This window comes from Streptococcus infantis, from assembly GCF_047463655.1.
Lineage (GTDB): Bacteria > Bacillota > Bacilli > Lactobacillales > Streptococcaceae > Streptococcus > Streptococcus infantis_Z.
This window is the reverse complement of record NZ_JASHDM010000003.1, coordinates 33,856-56,680: the sequence shown is the minus strand read 5'-3', so window position 1 is coordinate 56,680 and position 22,825 is coordinate 33,856. Positions and strand designations below refer to the sequence as shown.

General features: G+C 41.8%; 24 protein-coding genes. 22 read left to right on the top strand and 2 right to left on the bottom strand.

Annotated features, from left to right (window positions below; translation table 11 throughout):
- Positions 1 to 39: 39 nt before the first annotated feature.
- The 12 genes from QM877_RS03980 to QM877_RS03925 all read left to right on the top strand — a co-directional run bounded on the left by QM877_RS03980 (position 40) and on the right by QM877_RS03925 (position 8,052).
- Positions 40 to 486: a LytTR family DNA-binding domain-containing protein gene (locus QM877_RS03980; RefSeq protein WP_373115552.1), complete on the top strand. Its 447-nt coding sequence runs from the start codon at positions 40 to 42 to the stop codon at positions 484 to 486.
- A 4-nt stretch (positions 487 to 490) separates the two neighbouring features.
- On the top strand, positions 491 to 1,165 hold the full coding sequence (locus QM877_RS03975) for a LiaF transmembrane domain-containing protein (protein WP_373115553.1): 675 nt from the start codon (positions 491 to 493) through the stop codon (positions 1,163 to 1,165).
- A 106-nt stretch (positions 1,166 to 1,271) separates the two neighbouring features.
- Positions 1,272 to 1,460, top strand: coding sequence for a 50S ribosomal protein L28 (gene rpmB / locus QM877_RS03970; RefSeq protein ID WP_001140948.1), 189 nt, complete (start codon positions 1,272 to 1,274; stop codon positions 1,458 to 1,460).
- A gap of 150 nt (positions 1,461 to 1,610) precedes the next feature.
- Positions 1,611 to 1,976 carry an Asp23/Gls24 family envelope stress response protein gene (locus QM877_RS03965; protein ID WP_000216431.1) on the top strand — a complete coding sequence of 122 codons (366 nt, stop codon included), beginning with the start codon at positions 1,611 to 1,613 and terminating at the stop codon, positions 1,974 to 1,976.
- Between the two features lie 2 nt (positions 1,977 to 1,978).
- Positions 1,979 to 3,643: a DAK2 domain-containing protein gene (locus QM877_RS03960; RefSeq protein ID WP_414317663.1), complete on the top strand. Its 1,665-nt coding sequence runs from the start codon at positions 1,979 to 1,981 to the stop codon at positions 3,641 to 3,643.
- A 10-nt stretch (positions 3,644 to 3,653) separates the two neighbouring features.
- On the top strand, positions 3,654 to 4,196 hold the full coding sequence (locus QM877_RS03955; RefSeq protein WP_248034427.1) for an SP0191 family lipoprotein: 543 nt from the start codon (positions 3,654 to 3,656) through the stop codon (positions 4,194 to 4,196).
- A gap of 151 nt (positions 4,197 to 4,347) precedes the next feature.
- Positions 4,348 to 4,554 carry a hypothetical protein gene (locus QM877_RS03950; RefSeq protein ID WP_414317662.1) on the top strand — a complete coding sequence of 69 codons (207 nt, stop codon included), beginning with the start codon at positions 4,348 to 4,350 and terminating at the stop codon, positions 4,552 to 4,554.
- Positions 4,551 to 4,745, top strand: coding sequence for a hypothetical protein (locus tag QM877_RS03945; RefSeq protein ID WP_414317661.1), 195 nt, complete (start codon positions 4,551 to 4,553; stop codon positions 4,743 to 4,745). Before QM877_RS03950 ends, QM877_RS03945 begins: the two co-directional genes overlap by 4 nt.
- Complete coding sequence (locus tag QM877_RS03940) at positions 4,732 to 5,616, top strand: ABC transporter ATP-binding protein (RefSeq protein ID WP_414317660.1); 885 nt, start codon at positions 4,732 to 4,734, stop codon at positions 5,614 to 5,616. Before QM877_RS03945 ends, QM877_RS03940 begins: the two co-directional genes overlap by 14 nt.
- 1 nt (position 5,617) lies before the next feature.
- Positions 5,618 to 6,355: an ABC transporter permease gene (locus QM877_RS03935; protein ID WP_414317659.1), complete on the top strand. Its 738-nt coding sequence runs from the start codon at positions 5,618 to 5,620 to the stop codon at positions 6,353 to 6,355.
- Positions 6,355 to 7,452: a sensor histidine kinase gene (locus tag QM877_RS03930; RefSeq protein ID WP_414317658.1), complete on the top strand. Its 1,098-nt coding sequence runs from the start codon at positions 6,355 to 6,357 to the stop codon at positions 7,450 to 7,452. The genes QM877_RS03935 and QM877_RS03930 overlap by 1 nt, the downstream gene beginning before the upstream one ends.
- The gene (locus tag QM877_RS03925; RefSeq protein ID WP_006154868.1) at positions 7,453 to 8,052 is read left to right on the top strand and encodes a response regulator transcription factor; all 600 of its coding nucleotides are present in this window, start codon (positions 7,453 to 7,455) and stop codon (positions 8,050 to 8,052) included.
- Positions 8,053 to 8,192: 140 nt separating this feature from the next.
- On the opposite strand, the gene dusB is transcribed toward QM877_RS03925, so the two are convergent.
- Both dusB and hslO read right to left on the bottom strand, forming a co-directional pair.
- Positions 8,193 to 9,173, bottom strand: coding sequence for a tRNA dihydrouridine synthase DusB (gene dusB / locus QM877_RS03920; protein WP_414317657.1), 981 nt, complete (start codon positions 9,171 to 9,173; stop codon positions 8,193 to 8,195).
- Entirely contained in the window at positions 9,160 to 10,032 is an 873-nt protein-coding gene (gene hslO, locus QM877_RS03915) for an Hsp33 family molecular chaperone HslO (protein WP_414317656.1), read from the bottom strand. The genes dusB and hslO overlap by 14 nt, the downstream gene beginning before the upstream one ends.
- A gap of 165 nt (positions 10,033 to 10,197) precedes the next feature.
- Here hslO and QM877_RS03910 point away from each other — a divergent pair, with 165 nt between their 5' ends.
- The 10 genes from QM877_RS03910 to nt5e all read left to right on the top strand — a co-directional run bounded on the left by QM877_RS03910 (position 10,198) and on the right by nt5e (position 22,803).
- Positions 10,198 to 11,625, top strand: coding sequence for a helix-turn-helix domain-containing protein (locus QM877_RS03910; protein ID WP_414317655.1), 1,428 nt, complete (start codon positions 10,198 to 10,200; stop codon positions 11,623 to 11,625).
- A 158-nt stretch (positions 11,626 to 11,783) separates the two neighbouring features.
- Positions 11,784 to 13,292: a glycerol kinase GlpK gene (gene glpK / locus QM877_RS03905; protein WP_075232366.1), complete on the top strand. Its 1,509-nt coding sequence runs from the start codon at positions 11,784 to 11,786 to the stop codon at positions 13,290 to 13,292.
- Positions 13,293 to 13,343: 51 nt separating this feature from the next.
- Positions 13,344 to 15,170, top strand: coding sequence for a type 1 glycerol-3-phosphate oxidase (gene glpO, locus QM877_RS03900; RefSeq protein WP_414317654.1), 1,827 nt, complete (start codon positions 13,344 to 13,346; stop codon positions 15,168 to 15,170).
- Between the two features lie 69 nt (positions 15,171 to 15,239).
- Positions 15,240 to 15,944: an MIP/aquaporin family protein gene (locus QM877_RS03895; RefSeq protein WP_000980823.1), complete on the top strand. Its 705-nt coding sequence runs from the start codon at positions 15,240 to 15,242 to the stop codon at positions 15,942 to 15,944.
- 229 nt (positions 15,945 to 16,173) lie between these two features.
- Complete coding sequence (locus QM877_RS03890; RefSeq protein WP_000358457.1) at positions 16,174 to 16,305, top strand: teichoic acid D-Ala incorporation-associated protein DltX; 132 nt, start codon at positions 16,174 to 16,176, stop codon at positions 16,303 to 16,305.
- 20 nt (positions 16,306 to 16,325) lie between these two features.
- The gene (gene dltA / locus QM877_RS03885; protein WP_414276605.1) at positions 16,326 to 17,876 is read left to right on the top strand and encodes a D-alanine--poly(phosphoribitol) ligase subunit DltA; all 1,551 of its coding nucleotides are present in this window, start codon (positions 16,326 to 16,328) and stop codon (positions 17,874 to 17,876) included.
- Complete coding sequence (gene dltB, locus QM877_RS03880) at positions 17,873 to 19,117, top strand: D-alanyl-lipoteichoic acid biosynthesis protein DltB (RefSeq protein WP_414276604.1); 1,245 nt, start codon at positions 17,873 to 17,875, stop codon at positions 19,115 to 19,117. The genes dltA and dltB overlap by 4 nt, the downstream gene beginning before the upstream one ends.
- Before the next feature lie 13 nt (positions 19,118 to 19,130).
- A complete protein-coding gene (gene dltC, locus QM877_RS03875) occupies positions 19,131 to 19,370 on the top strand; it encodes a D-alanine--poly(phosphoribitol) ligase subunit DltC (RefSeq protein WP_000351968.1) in 240 nt (79 codons plus the stop codon).
- Positions 19,363 to 20,631: a D-alanyl-lipoteichoic acid biosynthesis protein DltD gene (gene dltD / locus QM877_RS03870; protein WP_414317653.1), complete on the top strand. Its 1,269-nt coding sequence runs from the start codon at positions 19,363 to 19,365 to the stop codon at positions 20,629 to 20,631. The genes dltC and dltD overlap by 8 nt, the downstream gene beginning before the upstream one ends.
- Before the next feature lie 138 nt (positions 20,632 to 20,769).
- A complete protein-coding gene (gene nt5e / locus QM877_RS03865) occupies positions 20,770 to 22,803 on the top strand; it encodes a cell surface ecto-5'-nucleotidase Nt5e (protein ID WP_414317652.1) in 2,034 nt (677 codons plus the stop codon).
- Positions 22,804 to 22,825: the final 22 nt, after the last annotated feature.

The window sequence follows — 22,825 nt, the reverse complement described above, 5'->3', positions numbered from 1 at the left end:
TTCTGGCCTTTGGTATAGTAGATGCAGAAAGGAGATAGGATGAAGTTACGAATCGAGATTGATAGTGGATTAACTGAGACAGAGATTGTCATCAAGGCTGCAGCACTGACAGATGAAATAGCTGACTTGCAACGACTCTTGCAAGAAACCAAGGCTCCTAGGTTGATCTTTTACAAGGGGACTGGTGAGTACTACTTAGACTTGGCAGAAATTCTCTTCTTTGAGACGGAAGGTAGCAAGATTTACGCCCATACCCAGAAAGAGGCCTACGAGGTGAGACTCAAGCTCTATGAACTAGAGTCCATCCTGCCCCGCTATTTCAGTCGGGTATCCAAGTCGACCATTGCCAATCTTCGTCAGGTCTACTCGGTGGACAAGTCTTTCTCAGGGACAGGAACTATTTCCTTTTATCAGACCCACAAGGAGGTTCACGTGTCACGGCACTATCAATCCCTCCTAAAAGAAAATCTAAGAAACATGAGGTAAGAACATGAAAAAGAAAGCATTTGGTATTGTATTGCTAGTATTGGCAGCTTTAGTATTATTGCAGGGGAATTTTGGAATCCCTTCTCTGGGTGGGCACATTTGGCCTTTGATTGGTATTGGATTTTTTGCCTATCAATCAGTTGAGGCAATCCTTCGTCGTCATCTGACATCAGCCTCTTTTACAGCCCTAGTAGCCCTCATGATTGCTAATCATTTTTATGACATTTTACCGATTCCCAATCAATCATTGTTCTGGGCAAGTATTTTAATCGTAATGGGTGTCAGCGCACTCACTCATTCTAACAGAACTTGGAATGGAAAAAAATGGTGGTATGACGGTGAAAAGACCATTCTGACAGACAAGGAAGTCGCTTTTGGGGCGGGTACATTTTACAAGCAAGACCAAGAATTGGTAGAAGATGAGTTTGAGGTCGGATTTGGGAATGCCAAAATCTATTATGACAATGCAGAGATGTTAGGTGATTTTGCTACTCTGAATATCGAAGTCGGTTTTGGGAATGCAGTTATCTACGTGCCTCAACACTGGAGAGTAGATCTAAAGGTAGAGACTTTTTGTGGTGCGGCCAAGGCAGATGCCCCTCTAGGACCAACCAGCAAAACTTTGATTATCCGTGGAGACGTAGCTTTTGGGAAATTAGGAGTTGTTTATGTTAAATAAAAAAATCTTCCAATCCCCTTGCCAAAAAAGAGAAAGTGTGATAACATAGTACAGTATGTGGTGCTAGCACATCCGCTATATTAGATCTAATAGGAGGAAAACACAAATGGCTAAAGTATGTTACTTTACAGGTCGTAAGACTGTATCAGGAAACAACCGTTCACACGCGATGAACCAAACAAAACGTGCCGTAAAACCAAACCTTCAAAAAGTTACTGTACTTATCGATGGTAAACCTAAAAAAGTTTGGGCTTCAGCTCGTGCTTTGAAATCAGGTAAAGTAGAACGCGTTTAATAAAGAGTAAAAGGCCATCAGGTCTTTTTCTTTTGCTCTAAGCTCAAAATCACTTGTAAAAGGCGCAAATATCCGCCGATACAGTATTCTGCTTTTACACTTGGCTTGAAATATGATAAAATAGAGTATCAACTAGTTGAGGTAGAAAAAATGACTGTAAAAATTAATACAAAAGATGGTCAAATCGAACTAACAGATGAAGTGATTGCTACCGTTGTAGGCGGTGCAGCAACTGAGATTTTTGGTGTGGTCGGTATGGCAAGTAAGAAAGCCCTCAAAGATAATTTCCAAGCCCTCCTTGGGAAGGAAAATTATTCTAAAGGTGTCGTTGTAAAAGCGGCCGAAGATGGTAGCATTGCAGTTGATGTATATACCGTGTTGAGCTACGGAACAAAAATCAGTGAAGTCTCAAAAAACATCCAAGAGCGTGTACGCTTTAGTTTGGAAAACCAACTTGGCATCACTGCTCAAACTGTGAATGTCTACATTCAAAATATCAAAGTTGTAGGAGAATAATCGTGTCAAATATTACTACAAGCTTATTTCAAGAAATGGTACAGGCTGCATCTACTCGTTTGAACAAGCAAGCCGAATATGTCAACTCATTGAACGTCTTCCCAGTTCCAGATGGAGATACAGGAACAAACATGGGAATGACTATCGAAAATGGTGCCAAAGAAGTAGCAGACAAACCAGCTTCAACAGTTGGTGAGGCTGCAAGTATCTTGGCTAAAGGTCTTTTGATGGGTGCGCGTGGAAACTCAGGAGTTATCACTTCTCAACTTTTCCGAGGATTTTCGCAAGCTATCAAGGAAAAAGATGAATTAACAGGGAAAGACCTAGCTCTTGCCTTCCAATCTGGTGTTGAAGTAGCCTACAAGGCTGTTATGAAGCCAGTTGAAGGAACAATCTTGACCGTATCACGTGGTGCTGCCATCGGTGCTAAGAAGAAAGCCGAGCAGACAGACGATGCCATTGAGGTTATGCGTGCAGCCTTGGAAGGAGCTAAAACAGCCCTTGCGAAGACTCCAGATATGCTTCCAGTCTTGAAGGAAGTTGGAGTTGTAGACTCAGGTGGTCAAGGTTTGGTCTTCATCTATGAAGGCTTCCTTTCAGCTCTTACTGGTGAATATAGCGCTTCTGAAGACTTTGTAGCGACTCCAGCCAACATGAGTGAAATGATCAATGCAGAACACCACAAATCTGTAGCCGGACATGTGGCAACAGAAGACATCACCTTTGGTTACTGTACGGAGATCATGGTTGCCCTTAAACAAGGCCCAACTTATGCTAAAGAGTTTGACTACGAAGAATTCCGTAACTACTTGAACGAACTTGGGGATTCACTTCTTGTTGTCAATGACGATGAAATCGTTAAAGTTCACGTCCATACAGAAGATCCAGGTCTTGTTATGCAAGAAGGTCTCAAGTATGGTAGCTTGGTTAAGGTTAAAGTCGATAACATGCGTAACCAACACGAAGCACAAGTGGAAAAAGAAGCTAAAGTTAGCAAACCAGCTGAAGAAAAAGAATATGCTCTTATCGCAGTAGTAGCTGGACAAGGCTTGGCAGACATCTTCCGTGCTCAAGGTGTGGACTATGTCATCGAAGGTGGACAAACTATGAACCCTTCAACAGAAGACTTTATCAAGGCCGTTGAGCAAGTCAATGCTCGCAACATCATCTTCTTGCCAAACAATAAAAATATCTTCATGGCAGCTCAATCTGCAGCTGAAGTATTGGAACAACCAGCAGTAGTGGTAGAAGCTCGTACCCTTCCTCAAGGATTGACTAGTCTTCTTGCCTTTGACCCAAGCAAATCAATCGAAGAAAACAAAGAACGCATGACTGCAGCTCTTGGTGATGTAGTCAGCGGTAGTGTAACAACAGCCGTTCGTGATACGACTATCGATGGTTTGGAAATTCATGAAAATGACAATCTTGGTATGGTAGATGGTAAGATCCTCGTATCAAACCCTGATATGCACCAAACTCTGACTGAAACTTTGAAACATATGTTGGATGAAGGCAGTGAAATCGTAACCTTCTATATTGGTGAAGATGGAAGTGAAGAATTGGCTAACCAAATCGCCCAAGAAATCACAGAAGAATTCGAAGATGTAGAAGTAGAAATCCACCAAGGTCAACAACCAGTTTACCCATATCTTTTCAGTGTGGAATAGGAGACTTTGAATGAAGAAAGTTTTAGGATTGATTTTTGCAGCGTTACTTGCTCTTGCTGGCTGTGGTCAAACCAACACCGCAACAACAGAGTCAAGTAGTACAGCAAGTTCGGTTGATTCATCTAGTCAGTCGAGTCAGGTAAAAGAAGAAAAAACAAAAATCCTTAAAGGGAAAATGGATGAATTTGATGTCACTATGACCTTTGTTTATACGGATGTTGTTAAACACTTCAAGATGGAGATGCTCGGAAAAATGAACATGGAGATTCCTGCTGGAGTTACTCCTGAAGAATTCCAAGCAATCTTCCGTGAAGCTATGGAAGATAGTCCAGAGTATCTTGAAATCAAGGACGAGCCTGGTGTTAATGTAGAATATTTTATCACCGAGGACAAAAAGATGAGAGTCGTTATGGAACTCGATCTTGAAAAAGCAGATTTGGATAAAGTAAAAAACACATATTTCTTTAAATCACTAGCGGATGGTATAGAAGACTTTAAAAAGCCTAATGCACTATTCGCTGCATTAAAATTACAGGGATTTAAAGAAGAATAAAAAGAAAGGTTGGGATTTTCCCGACCTCTTTTTGATTTTCAGAGAATTCTATTTTCATAGCTGATTGGACTTTTTGTGACATTTGTCATATCTCCTCATGACAGAAGCTTCTAGTGACACAACCTTCAAAGAATTATACTAGATGTATCAAATGGAGGAAGAAAAAATGAAACATAAAGTAATTGTCGCAATGAGTTTAGTAGCAGCAGGAGTCATGACTTATCTAATGTTTTCAAGATTGGATGAAGGCTTCTATCATTTTCCTTGGGAGTTGTTTGCAGGATTTGGCATGATGTCTTGGTTGATGCGAGAAGGATTGAAATTGGTCTCAGATGTAAAAAAGGAGTTTGAAAAATGAAAAAAGCGATCCTCTATCTTTTTATTGGACTATCACTAGTGGTATGGTTGGTCGAAATGTTTACAGGGTGGTTTGACCAAGCCCTCCTTCACCAAGTCATTCGCGGTGCTTGGGGTCTAGGATTTATGATTTTTATCGCTTTTCCGATGGGGGAGGAGTGGTTGAAAGGAGAATATCATGAACATGATTAAGGTAGAAAACCTAAATAAAAGCATCAAGGGCAAGGCTATATTGAAGGATATTTCCTTTGAGGTAGCAGAAGGCGAATGTGTCGCCTTGATTGGTCCAAATGGTGCTGGTAAGACAACACTCTTGGACTGTTTGCTTGGAGACAAACTAGTCACCAGCGGTCAAGTATCCATCCAAGGTTTGCCAGTGACGAATTCTCAGTTAGACTATATTAGAGGCTACCTCCCTCAAGAAAATGTCATCGTTCAGAAATTAAAGGTTAAAGAGTTGATTGCTTTCTTTCAAAGCATTTATCCAAATCCCTTGAACAACCAGGAAATCGATCAACTATTGCAGTTTGACAAGCAGCAAAAAGAACAATTAGCAGAAAAATTGTCAGGTGGGCAAAAGCGTCTCTTTTCATTTGTCTTGACCTTGATTGGCCGACCAAAGCTTGTCTTTTTAGATGAGCCAACTGCGGCCATGGATACTTCAACCCGTCAACGTTTTTGGGAAATTGTCCAAGACTTAAAAGCGCAGGGGGTAACCATTCTCTATTCGTCTCATTATATTGAGGAAGTAGAGCACACAGCGGACCGGATTTTGGTCTTAAATAAGGGAGAATTGATCCGTGATACGACACCACTAGCCATGCGCAGTGAGGAGATTGAAAAGCACTTTATCCTTCCTCTAGCTTACAAGGAAGTCGTTGAACAGTCTAACTTGGTTGAAAACTGGTCACAAAAACAAGATGCCCTGCAAGTAGTCACACGCGAAGCAGATGCTTTCTGGGAACTGTTAGTCCAGGCAGGCTGTAGGATTCAAGAAATCGAAGTTAATAACCGTAGCTTGCTAGATACAATCTTTGAAGAAACACAAAAGGGAGATGACTAAGATGAAACGATTGATCGCATTAAATAAGATAGAATTTCTATTGACCAAACGGCAACTAGTTTATTATCTATTATCCGTAGGAATGCCGACGGCCTTCTATTTATTCTTTTCAGGCATGTACCAGGATACACCAGGTGGGCCGGCTAATTTTATGCGCGACTACCTCATCTCCATGACGGCTTTTTCCATGATGTCGACAGCTATTTTTTCATTCCCAGTTGTTTTACATACCGACAAGATCAACAACTGGCAGAAAATAATACGTCATAGCCCTGTAAATATGGTAGAATATTATCTATCAAAGATAACAAGTATGATGGTTGATTATCTGGTCTCAATTCTGGTTGTTTTCTCAGTTGGGCATTTTGTAAGAGGGGTGGACATGTCTCTTGGAAACTGGATTGGGGCTGCGCTCTTGCTGATAGTAGGAAGTGTAGCTTTTGTAGCTCTTGGCTTGACCTTGACTCTCTTACCTTCTAGTCAGTTGATGTCTGTCGTAGGCAATCTTCTTTACTTTGGCTTGGCTGTGTTAGGCGGACTCTGGATGCCTGTCTCTTTATTTCCAGACTGGATGCAAGCAATCGGGAAGCGTCTACCAAGCTATCAGTTGATGGAATTGATCAAGACCTTCTTAAATGAGGGTGGCATCAATCTATCAGCCACAATTTATCTACTTGTTTTTTCAGCAGTTTTATTTGGTTTGACCATTTACCTTCAAGGTCATAAGGAGAATGCTTAATGCTTGAAAGACTGAAAAGCATACACTATATGTTTTGGGCCAGTTTGATTTTTATGGTTTTCCCTATCCTCTCTGCAGTAGTTGGGGAAATTCCTAGTTGGCATATACTAGTTGATATTCTATTTGTAGTGGCTTACTTAGGCGTTTTGACAACCAAGAGCCAGCGCTTATCCTGGCTCTTTTGGATTATCATGCTAGCCTATGTAGCTGGGAATACCGTCTTTATTTATGGCAACTATGTCTGGTTCTTCTTTTTTCTTGCCAATCTCTTGATTTATCATTTTAGAGTGCGTAGCCTACGTTCTCTTCATGTCTGGACTTTTCTCCTTGCTCAAGTTCTTGTTGTTGGACAACTCATGATGTTTCAGTCAGTCGAAACTGAGACTGTAGCCTTTGAGCTTGGGATTCTTACTTTTGTCGATTTGATGACATTGGGCTTGGTTCGGATTCGCATTGTCGAGGATTTGAAAGAAGCTCAGGCCAAGCAAAATGCCCAGATAAATCTATTGCTTGCTGAAAATGAACGCAGTCGTATCGGTCAGGATTTGCATGATAGCCTGGGGCATACCTTTGCTATGCTGAGTATCAAGACAGATCTGGCCCTGCAGTTATTTCAAATGCAGGCCTATCCACAGGTGGAGAAGGAATTAAAAGAAATTCACCAGATCAGCAAAGATTCCATGAATGAAGTGCGAACTATTGTGGAAAATCTGAAATCACGGACCCTAGCTTCAGAGCTTGAAACTGTCAAAAAGATGCTGGAGATTGCTGGAATTGAGGTTGAGGTTGACAATCAGTTAGACAAGGCTAGTTTGACCCAGGATGTAGAGTCGACGGCTGCTATGATTTTGTTAGAACTGGCGACCAATATCATCAAGCATGCCAGAGCTGAAAAAGCCTATCTAAAGCTGGAACGTACAGATCAGGAATTGCTCCTGACAGTTAGAGATGACGGGAAAGGATTTGCAACTGTAAAAGGAAATGAACTTCATACAGTCCGTGACCGTGCAGCAGCCTTCTCAGGGCAAGTAGAGCTGGTCAGTTTGAAAGATCCCACAGAGGTGCGCGTGCATCTGCCTTATAAGGAGAGAAAGTAGATGAAAGTATTAGTCGCAGAAGATCAAAGTATGCTCAGAGACGCCATGTGCCAGCTCTTAAGCTTTCAACCAGATGTAGAGACTGTCTTGCAGGCGAAAAATGGAGCCGAAGCTATCGAGGTTTTGGGGAAAGAAGCAGTAGATATTGCCATCCTTGATGTCGAAATGCCAGTCAAGACGGGATTAGAAGCGCTCGAGTGGATCAAACAAGAAGTGCCTGAAACCAAGGTGGTTATCGTTACGACCTTTAAACGCCCAGGCTATTTTGAACGAGCTGTCAAAGCAGGAGTCGATGCCTATGTCTTGAAAGAGCGGAGCATCGCAGAGCTCATGCAAACCCTGCATACGGTGTTAGAGGGACGCAAGGAGTATTCTCCAGAGCTGATGGAAGTCATGATGACCCATCCCAATCCCTTGACCGAACAAGAAGTCGCTGTTTTACATGGAGTTGCCCAAGGCTTGTCCAACCAAGAAATTGCGGATAAGCTCTACCTCTCAAACGGCACCGTCCGTAATTACATGACTAATATCCTCTCCAAACTAGGCGCCAGCAACCGAACCGAAGCAGCCAAAACAGCCGAAGAAGAAGGCTGGTTGTGAGGGGAGAAGAAAGAAAAAAATCTCTTAGAAATGAATCTAAGAGATTTTTTGTGTTATGTGACTATTATAGTAGATTAAAATAAGGTATGAACAAATCGATTAGGAAAGTCAAACTAATACTCTATAGGTAGTATAGAAGTTTAGGCCTTATCTAATTGCAATAGAGCTTCAATCTCGGCTAATGTGCTTGCTTGTGAGATAGCTCCACGAAGTTTAGCTGCACCTGATGTTCCACGGAGGTAGTGAGGAGCGAGTCCACGGAATTCACGGACCGCAATCTTTTCTCCCTTGAGAGCAATCAAGCGTTTCAAATGCTCGTAGGCGATGTTCATCTTATCTTCAAAGGTTAAATCAGGAAGGATTTCTCCAGTTTCAAAGTAGTGATTGATTTGGTTGAAGAGGTAAGGATTTCCCATTGCCGCACGACCAATCATAACGGCATCAGCACCGACTTCTTCGATGCGTTGTTTGGCTTCTTGGACAGTGCGAATGTCACCGTTAGCGATAAATGGAATCTTAGTAAGAGCTTGTGCAACCTTGTGGAGAGTCTCCAAATCTGCATGTCCAGTGTACATTTGTTCACGAGTACGACCGTGCATAGCAAGAGCAGAGACACCTGCAGCTTCCGCAGCGAGGGCATTTTCCACAGCTAGAGATGGATCAGACCAGCCTGTACGCATTTTGACAGTGAGAGGGATATCAAGAACTGATTGGACCTTGTTAATGATAGAGTAGATCTTGTCTGGATCCTTGAGCCACATAGCGCCAGCTTCGTTCTTCACGATTTTGTTAACTGGGCAGCCCATGTTGATATCGACGATATCGGTCTTGGTATTTTCTTGGATGAATTCTGCTGCGCGTGCTAGGCTATCTTCATCGCTACCAAAGAGTTGGATAGAGACTGGGTTTTCGCCTTCATCGATATGAAGCATGTGCAGGGTTTTTTCGTTGTTGTATTGGATGCCCTTGTCAGAGACCATTTCCATGACAACGAGTCCAGCTCCGAGCTCTTTTGCAATAGTACGAAAGGCTGAGTTGGTGACACCGGCCATGGGCGCTAAAACGGTACGATTGGGAATCTCAACATTGCCAACCATAAAAGGTGTATTAAGATTTGTCACGAATGAGTTCCTCCAGGTCGTTTTCATCAAAATTGTAAGTAGTTTGGCAGAATTGACAAGTGATTTCTGCCCCATGGTCTTCCTCTTTCATTTCCTGTAAGTCTGAGCTTGGGAGACTAGAAAGAGCCTTCATAAAGCGTTCTTTGCTACAGTCGCATTGGAAACGAATCTCTTCTTCAGACAAGCGTTTGTATGGCTCGTCACCATAGATGGCTTTAAGAAGAGCTTCGATATGGTCGTCGCTTTCCAGAAGGGTTGAAATGGCAGGCATTTCTTGGATGCGTTTTTCAAAACGAGCAATCTCTTCTTCCTTGGCTCCTGGCAAAACTTGAACAAGGAAACCGCCTGCGACTTTGACCTTGTCATCTTTGTCCAAAAGGACATTTAGACCAACTGCTGACGGCGTTTGTTGGCTTTCAGTCAGGTAAAAGGCAAGGTCTTCTCCGATTTCTCCAGAGATGAGGGGAGTCATGGAGTTATAAGGATTTCCAGTACCGTAGTCTGTGATAACGAGGAATTGACCATTACCGACAAAAGGTCCGACTAGAACTTCACCAGTTGCAGTCTTTTTGATGTCTACACCGGGATTTTGAACGTAACCTTTGACATTCCCCTTGGTATCAGCGACGGTGATGATAGCACCTAGAGAGCTAGATCCCAACACCTTAACTGTTAGTTTGGTATTTCCTTTTTCATTAGCTGCGAGAATCTGGCTAGCGATAAGAGTTCGACCAAGCGCCACTGTTGAGCTAGCTTGGGTTTGGTGTTTTTCTTGAGCAGTGCGGACGGTTTCAGTGCTGTCAAGGACAAAAGCACGAAAGGCTCCGCTTTCTGATATAGTTTTAATAATTTTATCCATAGCTACTATTTTAGCATAAAAATGCCCAAAGGGGGAGTGGGGTGTTTGCTGATTCTGAGGATTATTTGAGTTTGAAACTAGGGAAAAACCGAAAAGATAAACAGATTATTTTAGCATTTTTTTAATTTATGCTATGCTTGAAGAAGAAAATGAAAGGGGTAACAAATGTATTTAGGAGACTTGATGGAAAAAGCTGAAGCTGGCCAATTTTTAGTCCTTTCTTTTTTATTGCAGGAGTCACAAACGACCTTAAAAGCACTGATGGAGGAGACGGGATTCTCTAAAGCGACTGTGACCAAGTACATCTTATTCACAAATGAAAGAGCGCAAACAGTTGGTCTAGATGTACAGATTCATTTACAGGAAGAGCAGGTCAACTTGTCAGTCGGTGCGACTACTAAGGGGCGTGATATTCGTCGCCTATTTTTAGACAATGCGGTGAAATACCAGATTTTACTATATCTGCTCTATCACCAGCAGTTTCAAGCCCATCAGCTGGTTCAAGAATTGATGGTCAGTGAGGCCACGCTTGGGCGCCACTTATCTGGTTTAAATCAGATTTTATCCGAATTTGATTTATCTATCCAAAACGGACGTTTGCGAGGTCCAGAGCACCAGATTCGTTACTTTTATTTCTGTCTTTTACGTAAGGTTTGGTCGAGTAAGGACTGGGGAAATGAAATGCAAAAGCCTGAGAGAAAGCGGGAGATTGCTAGTTTAGAAGAAATCTGTGGTGCTCAATTGTCTTCGGGGCAGAAGTTAGACTTGATTTTATGGAATCATATCAGCCAACAACGTCTACGTGTCAATGCCTGTCAATTTCAAGTCATAGAAGATAAAATGCGAGGCTATTTTGACAATATTTTCTACCTTCGCTTGTTGAGAAAGACACCGTCCTTTTTTGCTGGGCAACACATTCCTTTGGGAACTGAGGATGGTGAGATGATGATTTTCTTCTCTTTTCTTCTTTCTCATCGCATTTTGCCCCTACATACCATGGAGTATATCCTTGGGTTTGGAGGGCGGCTGGCAGATTTGTTGACGCAACTGATTCAAAAAATGAAGAAAGAGGGCTTGCTAGGCGGTTATACGGAAGACCATGTCACCTATGAACTGAGTCAATTTTGTGGTCAAGTCTATCTATTCAAGGGCTATATTTTACAAGACCGCTATAAGTACCAGTTAGAGAATCGTCATCCTTATTTGCTGATGGAACATGATTTTAAAGAGACAGCAGAGGAGATTTTTCATGCTTTACCTGCCTTTCAGCAGGAGACGGACTTGGATAAAAAAATACTTTGGGAATTGCTTCAATTGATGGAATACATGGCAGAAAATGACGGTCATCATATGCGGATTGGTCTAGATGTAACAGCGGGTTTTCTTGTATTTTCAAGAATGACTGCTATCTTGAAACGCTATTTGGAATACAATCGTTTTATTACTATTGAAGCCTATGACCCTAGTCGGCACTATGATTTGCTGGTTACCAATAATCCTATTCATAAAAAAGACCAGACTCCAGTATATTATTTAAAAAACGACTTAGATATGGAAGATTTGGCAGCGATTCGTCAGATATTATTTGCTTAAAAGGCTTGGGAATCCAGGTCTTTTTTGTGAAATTCTCACAATCTTATCAATTTTTTTTAAAATTTTAAAAAACTTGATAAACAAGAAAGCGCTTTATTTTGTATACTAGTTACTGTAAAGAGGAAATAACCTCAAGATCTTTATCAGGAGGACAGCACATGTCACAAGAAAAATACATTATGGCCATTGACCAAGGGACTACCAGTTCTCGTGCCATTATTTTTAACAAAAAAGGGGAAAAGGTCAGCTCAAGTCAAAAAGAATTCACACAAATCTTTCCACAAGCAGGTTGGGTTGAGCACAATGCCAATGAAATTTGGAACTCAGTCCAGTCAGTAATCGCTGGGGCTTTTATCGAAAGTGGTATCAAGCCAAATCAAATCCAAGCTATCGGGATTACCAACCAGCGTGAAACGACAGTTGTTTGGGATAAAAAGACAGGTCTTCCTATCTATAATGCCATCGTTTGGCAGTCTCGCCAGACAGCGCCTTTGGCTGAACAACTAAAAAAACAAGGTTATGTAGAGAAATTCCATGAGAAGACAGGTCTGATCATCGATGCTTACTTCTCTGCGACCAAGGTTCGTTGGATCTTGGACCATGTAGAAGGCGCTCAAGAGCGAGCTGAAAAAGGAGAATTGCTCTTTGGTACTATCGATACTTGGTTGGTTTGGAAATTGACTGATGGTGCGGCTCACGTGACCGACTACTCAAATGCGGCTCGTACCATGCTCTATAACATTAAAGAACTCAAATGGGATGATGAGATTTTGGAAATCCTCAACATTCCCAAGGCTATGCTTCCAGAAGTTCGTTCTAACTCTGAAATCTACGGTAAGACAGCTCCTTTCCATTTCTACGGCGGTGAAGTGCCAATCTCAGGTATGGCTGGGGACCAACAGGCAGCCCTCTTTGGACAGTTGGCTTTTGAGCCTGGTATGGTCAAAAATACTTACGGAACAGGTTCTTTCATCATCATGAATACTGGTGAAGAAATGCAGTTGTCTGAAAACAACCTCTTGACAACCATTGGTTATGGTATTAACGGCAAGGTTTACTATGCCTTGGAAGGTTCTATCTTCATCGCAGGAAGTGCCATTCAATGGCTTCGTGACGGACTTCGCATGGTTGAAAACTCACCAGAGTCTGAAAAATATGCTCGTGACTCTCACAATAATGACGAAGTTTATGTCGTTCCAGCCTTTACAGGTCTAGGTGCTCCATACTGGAACCAAAACGCTCGTGGTTCTGTCTTTGGCTTGACTCGTGGAACAAGCAAAGAAGACTTTATCAAAGCAACCTTGCAGTCTATCGCTTATCAAGTGCGTGATATCATCGATACCATGCAAGTGGATGCTCAGACAGCTATCCAAGTCTTGAAGGTGGATGGCGGTGCAGCTATGAACAACTTCCTCATGCAGTTCCAGGCTGACATCTTAGGAATCGATATTGCCCGCGCCAAAAACTTGGAAACAACTGCTCTAGGAGCAGCCTTCCTAGCAGGTTTGTCAGTAGGCTACTGGAAGGACTTGGATGAGTTGAAACTCTTGAATGAGACAGGAGAACTTTTTGAGCCATCCATGAACGAATCGCGCAAGGAACAACTCTACAAGGGCTGGAAGAAAGCTGTGAAAGCAACTCAAGTCTTTGCGGAAATCGACGACTAATAACAACTAATACTAGGAGAATAAAGCGACTCAGTTAGAAAGTGTGTAAATATGGAATTTTCAAAGAAAACACGTGAATTATCAATTCAAAAAATGCAGGAACGTACCTTGGATCTCTTGATTATCGGTGGAGGAATCACAGGGGCTGGTGTAGCCTTGCAGGCGGCAGCTAGTGGTCTTGAAACTGGTTTGATCGAAATGCAGGACTTCGCAGAAGGAACATCTAGCCGTTCAACAAAATTGGTTCACGGAGGTCTTCGTTACCTTAAGCAATTTGACGTAGAAGTAGTATCAGATACGGTTTCAGAACGTGCAGTGGTTCAACAAATTGCTCCACACATTCCAAAACCAGATCCAATGCTCTTGCCAGTTTACGATGAGGATGGAGCGACCTTTAGCCTCTTCCGTCTCAAAGTAGCCATGGACTTGTATGACCTTTTAGCAGGAGTTAATAACACGCCAGCTGCTAACAAAGTTTTGAGCAAGGAAGAAGTTTTGGAACGCCAGCCAAACTTGAAGAAAGAAGGTTTGGTAGGAGGTGGGGTTTACCTTGACTTCCGTAACAACGATGCCCGTCTCGTGATTGAAAACATCAAACGTGCTAACCAAGACGGTGCCCTCATTGCCAACCACGTGAAGGCAGAAGGCTTCCTCTTTGACGAAAGTGGCAAGATTACTGGTGTCGTAGCCCGTGATTTGTTGACAGACCAAGTCTTTGAAATCAAGGCTCGTCTGGTGATCAACACAACAGGTCCTTGGAGCGACAAGGTACGTAATTTGTCTAATAAGGGAACCCAATTCTCGCAAATGCGTCCAACTAAGGGAGTTCACTTGGTAGTGGATTCAAGCAAGATCAAGGTTTCACAGCCAGTTTACTTTGACACAGGTTTGGGTGATGGCCGTATGGTCTTTGTTCTCCCACGTGAAAACAAGACTTACTTTGGTACCACGGATACAGACTACACAGGTGATTTGGAACATCCAAAAGTGACTCAGGAAGATGTAGATTATCTACTTGGCATTGTCAACAACCGCTTCCCAGAGGCCAACATCACCATTGACGATATCGAAAGCAGCTGGGCAGGTCTTCGTCCATTGATCGCAGGCAATAGCGCTTCTGACTACAATGGCGGAAATAACGGAACAATTAGCGACGAAAGCTTCAATAGCTTGATTGCGACTGTCGAAGCTTATCTATCGAAAGAAAAAACGCGTGAAGATGTTGAATCTGCTGTTAGCAAGCTTGAAAGCAGTACATCTGAGAAACATTTGGATCCATCTGCAGTTTCTCGTGGTTCGAGCTTGGACCGTGATGATAATGGCCTTTTGACCCTTGCTGGTGGTAAAATCACAGACTACCGTAAGATGGCAGAAGGGGCTATGGAGCGCGTGGTTGATATTCTTAAAGCAGAATTTGACCGTAGCTTTAAACTGATTAACTCTAAGACTTACCCTGTTTCAGGTGGAGAATTGAACCCAGCAAATGTGGACTCAGAAATCGAAGCCTTTGCGCAACTTGGAGTATCACGTGGTTTGGATAGCAAGGAAGCTCAATATCTAGCAAATTTTTACGGTTCAAATGCACCGAAGGTCTTTGCCCTTGCTCATAGTTTAGAACAAGCGCCAGGACTCAGCTTGGCGGACACCTTGTCCCTTCACTATGCAATGCGCAATGAGTTGGCTCTTAGCCCAGTTGACTTCCTCCTTCGTCGTACCAACCACATGCTCTTTATGCGTGATAGTTTGGATAGTATCGTTGAGCCAGTTTTGGATGAAATGGGACGATTCTATGACTGGACAGAAGAAGAAAAAGCAGGCTACCGTGCGGATGTCGAAGCAGCTCTTGCTCAGAATGACTTAGCAGAATTAAAAAATTAAGAAAAAGGAAAAGAGGTGGAGGGCAGCATTCCTTGTCGCCCGCCCCTTCTTTTTAATGGAGACAGAAAGATGATGAATGAATTATTTGGAGAATTTTTGGGGACTTTAATCCTGATTCTTCTAGGAAATGGTGTTGTTGCAGGCGTGGTTCTTCCAAAAACTAAGAGCAACAGCTCAGGTTGGATTGTGATTACTATGGGTTGGGGGATTGCGGTTGCAGTTGCAGTTTTTGTATCTGGAAAACTCAGTCCAGCTCATTTAAACCCAGCTGTGACCATTGGTGTAGCCTTAAAAGGTGGTTTGCCTTGGGCTTCCGTTTTCCCATACATCCTAGCTCAGTTCGCAGGGGCTATGCTCGGTCAGATTTTGGTTTGGTTGCAATTTAAACCACATTATGAGGCAGAAGAAAATGCAGGCAATATCCTAGCAACCTTCAGTACTGGGCCAGCCATCAAGGATACAGTTTCTAACTTAATTAGCGAAATCCTTGGAACCTTTGTTTTGGTGTTGACAATCTTTGCTTTGGGGCTGTACGATTTTCAGGCAGGTATCGGAACCTTCGCAGTGGGTACCTTGATTGTCGGTATCGGTCTATCACTTGGTGGGACAACAGGCTATGCCTTGAACCCTGCTCGTGACCTTGGACCTCGTATCATGCACAGTATCTTGCCAATTTCAAACAAGGGAGACGGAGACTGGTCTTACGCTTGGATTCCAGTTGTAGGCCCTGTTATCGGTGCAGCCTTGGCCGTGCTTGTATTCTCACTTTTCTAAGATAAAAGAGCTATTTGTAACAAAGTTTGGGATTGGCTTCTCAAACTTTGTTGTTTTTTGAGGGCAAAACATTAATATTTTAACTTGTCTTAAAATAAGCTAAAATGTGCTTTCTAAAAATGGTAAACAGTTGAAAATAGAGGGAATAAAGTGGTAAAATGGGAACAAGAAAAAATAGTAATTGTATATTTGCATAAAATTATTGAAAATTTACAAAAAGAAGTTAATTATGGATAAAAAGAAACCAATCTATGTTTTTTTAGGACAAACGGTCCTGTATTTTATTGTTCTACTTGGTTTGCTTTACTTTTTTAGTTACCTAGGACAAAGTCAGGGAAGCTTTATTTACAATGAATTTTAGTTTAAAGGAGAAAAATCATCGTGTCTAATAAGCCGATAAAAGATATGATTGAAGCGATTGAATATTTCGCCCAAACTCAACCTACCTTTCCAGTATACAATGTCTTAGGGCAAGAGCACACTTATGGTGATTTAAAGGCTGATTCAGATAGTTTGGCTGCAACCATTGATCAGCTAGGATTACCTGAAAAATCTCCAGTAGTCGTTTTTGGTGGTCAGGAGTATGAGATGTTGGCTACCTTTGTAGCCTTGACCAAGTCAGGTCATGCCTACATTCCAATTGACAGTCATTCGGCTTTGGAGCGAGTTTCGGCTATTTTAGAAGTGGCAGAGCCAAGTTTGATTATTGCTATCTCAGACTTTCCATTGAAGCAGGTTTCTACACCGATGATGAATCTAGCTCAGGTTCAAGAAGCCTTTGCTCAAGGGGCAAGCTATGAGATGACGCATCCGGTCAAAGGGAATGATAACTACTACATCATCTTTACCTCAGGGACAACTGGGAAACCAAAAGGGGTGCAGATTTCGCATGATAACCTTCTCAGCTTTACCAACTGGATGATTACGGATAAGGAATTTGCGACGCCAAGTCGTCCACAAATGCTGGCTCAGCCACCTTATTCTTTTGACCTGTCTGTCATGTACTGGGCACCGACCTTGGCTCTTGGAGGAACCCTTTTTGCTCTTCCATCAGCCATCACTCAAGACTTTAAGCAACTCTTTGCGACCATCTTTTCACTTCCGATTGCTATCTGGACTTCAACGCCATCTTTTGCAGATATGGCTATGTTGTCTGAGGATTTCAATGCTGAAAAGATGTCAGGAATTACCCATTTTTACTTTGATGGGGAAGAGTTGACAGTCAAGACTGCTCAGAAATTGCGCGAGCGTTTCCCAAATGCACGCATTATCAATGCTTACGGTCCAACGGAAGCAACAGTTGCTTTATCAGCAGTCGCTATTACAGATGAGATGTTAGCAACCTTGAAACGTCTTCCAATTGGCTACACCAAAGAAGATTCACCTACCTTCATCATCGATGAAGAGGGCAATAAACTGCCAAACGGAGAACAAGGGGAGATCATCGTATCTGGTCCAGCTGTTTCAAAAGGTTACATGAATAATCCTGAAAAAACAGCTGAAGCCTTCTTCGAATTTGAAGGTCTTCCAGCCTATCATACGGGAGATGTGGGAACTATGACAGATGAAGGTCTCCTTCTCTATGGTGGACGGATGGACTTCCAGATCAAGTTTAACGGTTACCGCATTGAGCTAGAAGATGTTTCTCAAAACTTGAATAAATCTCAGTATGTTGAATCCGCTGTTGCAGTTCCACGTTACAACAAAGACCACAAGGTTCAAAACCTCTTGGCCTATGTTATCTTAAAAGATGGCGTCAAAGAACAATTTGAGCGCGAAATTGATATCACGAAAGCTATCAAGGAAGACTTGGAAGATATTATGATGTCTTACATGATGCCATCTAAGTTTCTTTACAGAGAGGAATTGCCACTGACTCCAAATGGCAAGATTGATATCAAAGGATTGATTAACGAGGTGAATAATAGATGATGGATTTCCTGAAACAGCTGCCTCATATTGAGCCGTATGGGAATCCGCAGTACTTTTTGTACGTGATTACTGCTACCTTGCCCATCTTTATCGGGCTCTTTTTCAAAAAACGCTTTGCATGGTATGAAATGCTGGTTAGTCTATTCTTTATCGTTACCATGTTGACGGGTGGCAAGACCAATCAGTTGGCTGCTTTGGCTATTTACCTATGCTGGCAAATTGTACTGGTTCTTTTTTACAAGCAGTATCGAAAAAGTAAGGATGGCAAGTGGATTTTCTATCTCGTTAGTCTGTTGTCGTTACTTCCAATCATATTTGTAAAGGCGCAAACAGCCATTAACGGAACACAATCCTTGCTGGGTTTTATCGGAATTTCTTATTTGACATTTCGTTCGGTGGGAATCATCATCGAACTTAGAGATGGAGTCATTAAGGATTTGAAAATGTGGGAGTATTTGCGTTTTCTTCTCTTTATGCCGACATTTTCAAGTGGTCCTATTGATCGTTTCAAACGTTTTAATGAAAATTATAAGACGATACCAGAGCGCGATGAGTTGCTAGATATGCTAGCCGAGTCCGTTCGGTATATCATGTGGGGTTTTCTATATAAATTTATCCTAGCTCATATTTTAGGCGAGATTTTATTGCCACCGCTAAAGAATTTAGCTTTACAAACAGGTGGCGTCTTTAACTATTATGTAGTGGCCATCATGTACACATTTGGTTTGGAGCTCTTCTTTGACTTTGCAGGTTACTCTATGTTTGCTCTAGCTATTTCAAATCTGATGGGGATTCGTAGTCCGATCAACTTCAACAAACCTTTTTTATCAAGGGATTTGAAGGAGTTTTGGAATCGTTGGCACATGAGTTTATCCTTCTGGTTCCGTGACTTTGTCTTTATGCGCATGGTCATGGTGATGACGAGAAAGAAGCTCTTTAAGAATCGAAATGTGACCTCAAGTGTCGCCTATATCCTGAATATGCTCCTTATGGGGTTCTGGCATGGGATAACTTGGTTTTACATCGCCTACGGACTCTTTCATGGAGTGGGCTTAGTCATTAATGATGCCTGGGTTCGAAAGAAAAGAACGCTCAATAAAGAACGTAAGAAAGCAGGGCGACCTCCCTTGCCTGAGAATCGCTGGGTTCAGTTGCTTGGCATGGTGATAACCTTCCATGTCGTGATGATTTCATTCTTAATCTTCTCTGGGTTTTTGAATGATTTATGGTTTAAAAAATAAAAGGAATTAAAAAATGGATATCAAATCAGAAGTTATTGAAATTATTGATGAATTGTTTATGGAAGATGTTTCTGACATGATGGATGAGGATCTTTTTGATGCAGGTGTCTTGGATAGTATGGGGACAGTTGAATTAATTGTGGAAATCGAAAACCGCTTTGATATTCGTGTCCCAGTTACAGAATTTGGTCGTGATGACTGGAATACAGCTAATAAAATCGTAGCAGGGATTACGGAGTTAAAGAATGCTTAAACGCTTGTGGCTGATTTTCGGGCCTGTCTTTGTAGCGGGCTTGCTGGTGTGCCTTCTTATCTGTTTCTATCCAAGTAGTCCAAGTCATAATCTCATGGAGGAAAAATACTCTGCAGCCTCGATAAGTGCAGAAAGTTTCAAAGAGAGAAGCCAAAAAGTGAGAGCTCTCACGGATCCTAATATACGTTTTATACCTTTTTTGGGTTCGAGTGAATGGATTCGTTTTGATAGCATGCATCCAGGAGTATTAGCTGAAAAGTATAACCGCTCCTATCGTCCTTATTTTATGGGGCAGGCAGGAGCAGCTTCTCTTAGTCAGTACTTTGGACTACAACAAATCACATCTGAGCTTGAAAACAAACAAGCGGTATTTGTAATCTCTCCGCAATGGTTTACAAAAGAGGAGCACGATGCGCCTACTTTTCAAAGCTTTTTTAACAATGACCAGTTGACTGCCTTTTTGGAAAATCAATCCGGAGATCTGGCTGCTCAATATGCGGCTACTAGACTTTTGAAGCAAAATCCAAGAGTACCGATGAAGGGGATTGTTGAGAAGCTTGCCAAGAATGAACAATTGTCAGACTTTGATCAAACGATGGTTAATCTCTCTGCCGAGTTCAATGAAAGACAAGCTGCTCTTTTTGGTCAGTTCTCCATTCATGGTCGATTAAAATACAAGGATCATATTGAAAAATATTTGAGCGGTCTCCCAGACCAATTTTCTTATGAAGAATTGGAAAATATTGCACGTAAGGATGCAGAAGAAAATACGACCAATAATGATTTGGGGATGGATAACCATTTTTATACCACTCAACTTAAGAAGGACTTAAAAAATTTAGAAGGCTATCAAAAGAATTATAACTTTCTCCAATCAACTGAGTACAATGATTTGCAGCTAGTACTTGATCAATTTGCCAAGTCTAAGGTTAATGTGCTCTTTGTCTTTCAACCTGTCAATCAAAAATGGATGAACTATACAGGTTTGAGCGAAGAAATGTATCAACACTCTATTGAAAAAATTCGTTACCAGTTGGAAAGTCAGGGTTTCACCAATATCGCTGACTTTTCAAAAAATGGTGGAGATCCCTACTTTGTTAAGGATACGATTCATATCGGTTGGTTGGGCTGGTTGGCGTTTGATAAGGTGGTAAATCCCTTTTTGAGCAATCCGACAACAGCTCCTAGTTACCAAATGAATGACCGCTTCTTTAGCCAGGATTGGGCAAATTACGATGGGAATATTAAAGATTTTCAATAATATAGAAAAGGAGTTTGAACTTTTTGTTCAGACTTTTTTATGAAATGTCAGATAGCTTGCCCTAAAAAAGGTTAAAAGTTTTAAAATGATGCTAAATAGCGTATAATGGTAGAAGAAAGAAGAGAAAGGGATTTCAATATGAATAAACGTTTTTTGTTGCCTGTCCTATCGACAGCCCTATTAGCTCCAGCCTTTTTAGCTGGACAGGTCTATGCTGAAGAAAATACTAGTTCTTCAGAAGCTACAGAAGTTGTGAGCACTACAGAAGCACCAGTAGTGACAGCGACTCCTGAGGTTGTTACAAGTCCGGCAACGCCAGCTGAAGAAGCTGCACCTCAAAAAGAAGAACAAGATACTGTTATCTTGCATACCAATGACGTTCATGGTCGTATCGTAGAAGAAAAAGGAGTAATCGGAGATGCCAAACTCGCTACAGTTATTGAGAAGGAGCGCGAAAAGGGCAAACAAACGACTCTAGTGGTGGATGCAGGTGATGCTTTCCAAGGTTTACCGATTTCAAACTCTACAAAGGGTGAAGCTCGTGCCAAAATCCTAAATGAGATGGGTTACGATGCTATGGCTGTAGGAAATCATGAGTTCGACTTTGGACTTGACGAAGCTAAAAAATATAAAGAAATTTTGAACTTCCCACTGCTTAGCTCAAATACTTATGTGAATGGAGCTCGTTTATTTGAAGCGGCAACAATTGTTGATAAGAATAAGGATGTTGAAGGTGATGAATTTGTCGTCATCGGTGTGACAACGCCTGAAACAGCTACTAAGACCCACCCTAAAAATGTTAAAGGCGTAACCTTTACAGAACCGATTGCAGAGGTTAACAAGGTTATCGAAGAAATTCAAGCTAAAGCCTTGGCAGAAGGCAAGGACTACAAACACTATGTTGTTCTCGCTCACTTGGGAGTTGATACAACAACACCAGTAGAATGGCGCGGTTCAACACTTGCAGAAGCACTTTCAAAAAATCCTCTTTTGAAAGGTAAGCGTGTTACAGTGATTGACGGTCACTCTCATACAGTAGAATCGACTACTTATGGAGACAATGTGACATACAACCAGACAGGAAGCTATCTCCATAACGTTGGTAAAATCACTTATAAATCTCGCCAATTATTGGGGAATCCTTCACTCATTGCAGCTGCTGATGCTAAGAAATTGGAAGCTAATCCAAAAATTGAAAAACTTGTCAAGGATATCAAACAAAAGTATGACGCTGAAAATGCTGTAGAAGTTGTTTCAAATAGCCCAGTTGAATTGAACGGTGACCGTGAAAATGTCCGTGTCCGTGAAACTAACCTTGGAAATGTTGTCGCAGATTCTCTCTATCAGTATGGTCAAACAGGCTTTAGTCATCCGACGGATATCGCTGTGACAAACGGTGGTGGCTTGCGTGAAACGATTGCCAAAGATAAGCCAATTACAAAAGGAAATGTCATTGCGGTTCTACCATTTGGGAACACAATCTCACAAATTCAAGTAACTGGTCAGCAAGTTCTGGATATGTTTGAAAAATCACTCGGATCTATTTTGCAGGTTGATAAGGCAGGGAAAACTGTCTTGGATGAAAATGGTCAACCATTGCTAGAACCAAGTGGCGGATTCTTACAGATTTCAGGAGCCAAGGTCTACTACGATACAAATCTAGCTGCAGGCAAACGTGTCTTGGCTATTCAAGTTAAGAATCGTGCGACTGGTCTTTATGAAAAACTAGATTTGGAAAAAGTTTACTACCTAGCAACCAATGACTTCCTTGCAGCAGGTGGTGATGGTTATACCATGCTTGGTGGTGCCAGAGAAGAAGGCCCTTCAATGGATGCTGCCTTTGAAGATTACCTTAAAACAGCTGATTTGACTCAGTATGAAAAGGTAAATCCAAACTCACGCACGATTTCTGTGGACTCAAAAACATTTAAACTTTCTGAAGAAGGTAAAGAGCAAGATCCAGCTAAACCAGTAGAAGACCAAGCAACAAAACCGACTCAACCTTCTACTGTAAAAGTTGATTATAAGGTTGCAGATAAGTTTGCTAAGAAAACAGTAGTCTCAGAGAAACTACTTCCAAATACAGGTAGTGAGCAATCTATTTTCATGATGCTATTGGGTATGATTCTTGGAGCGACAGCCCTCTGGACTAGCCGCAAACAAGAAAAATAATTCTAAAGGATGAAAACATCTC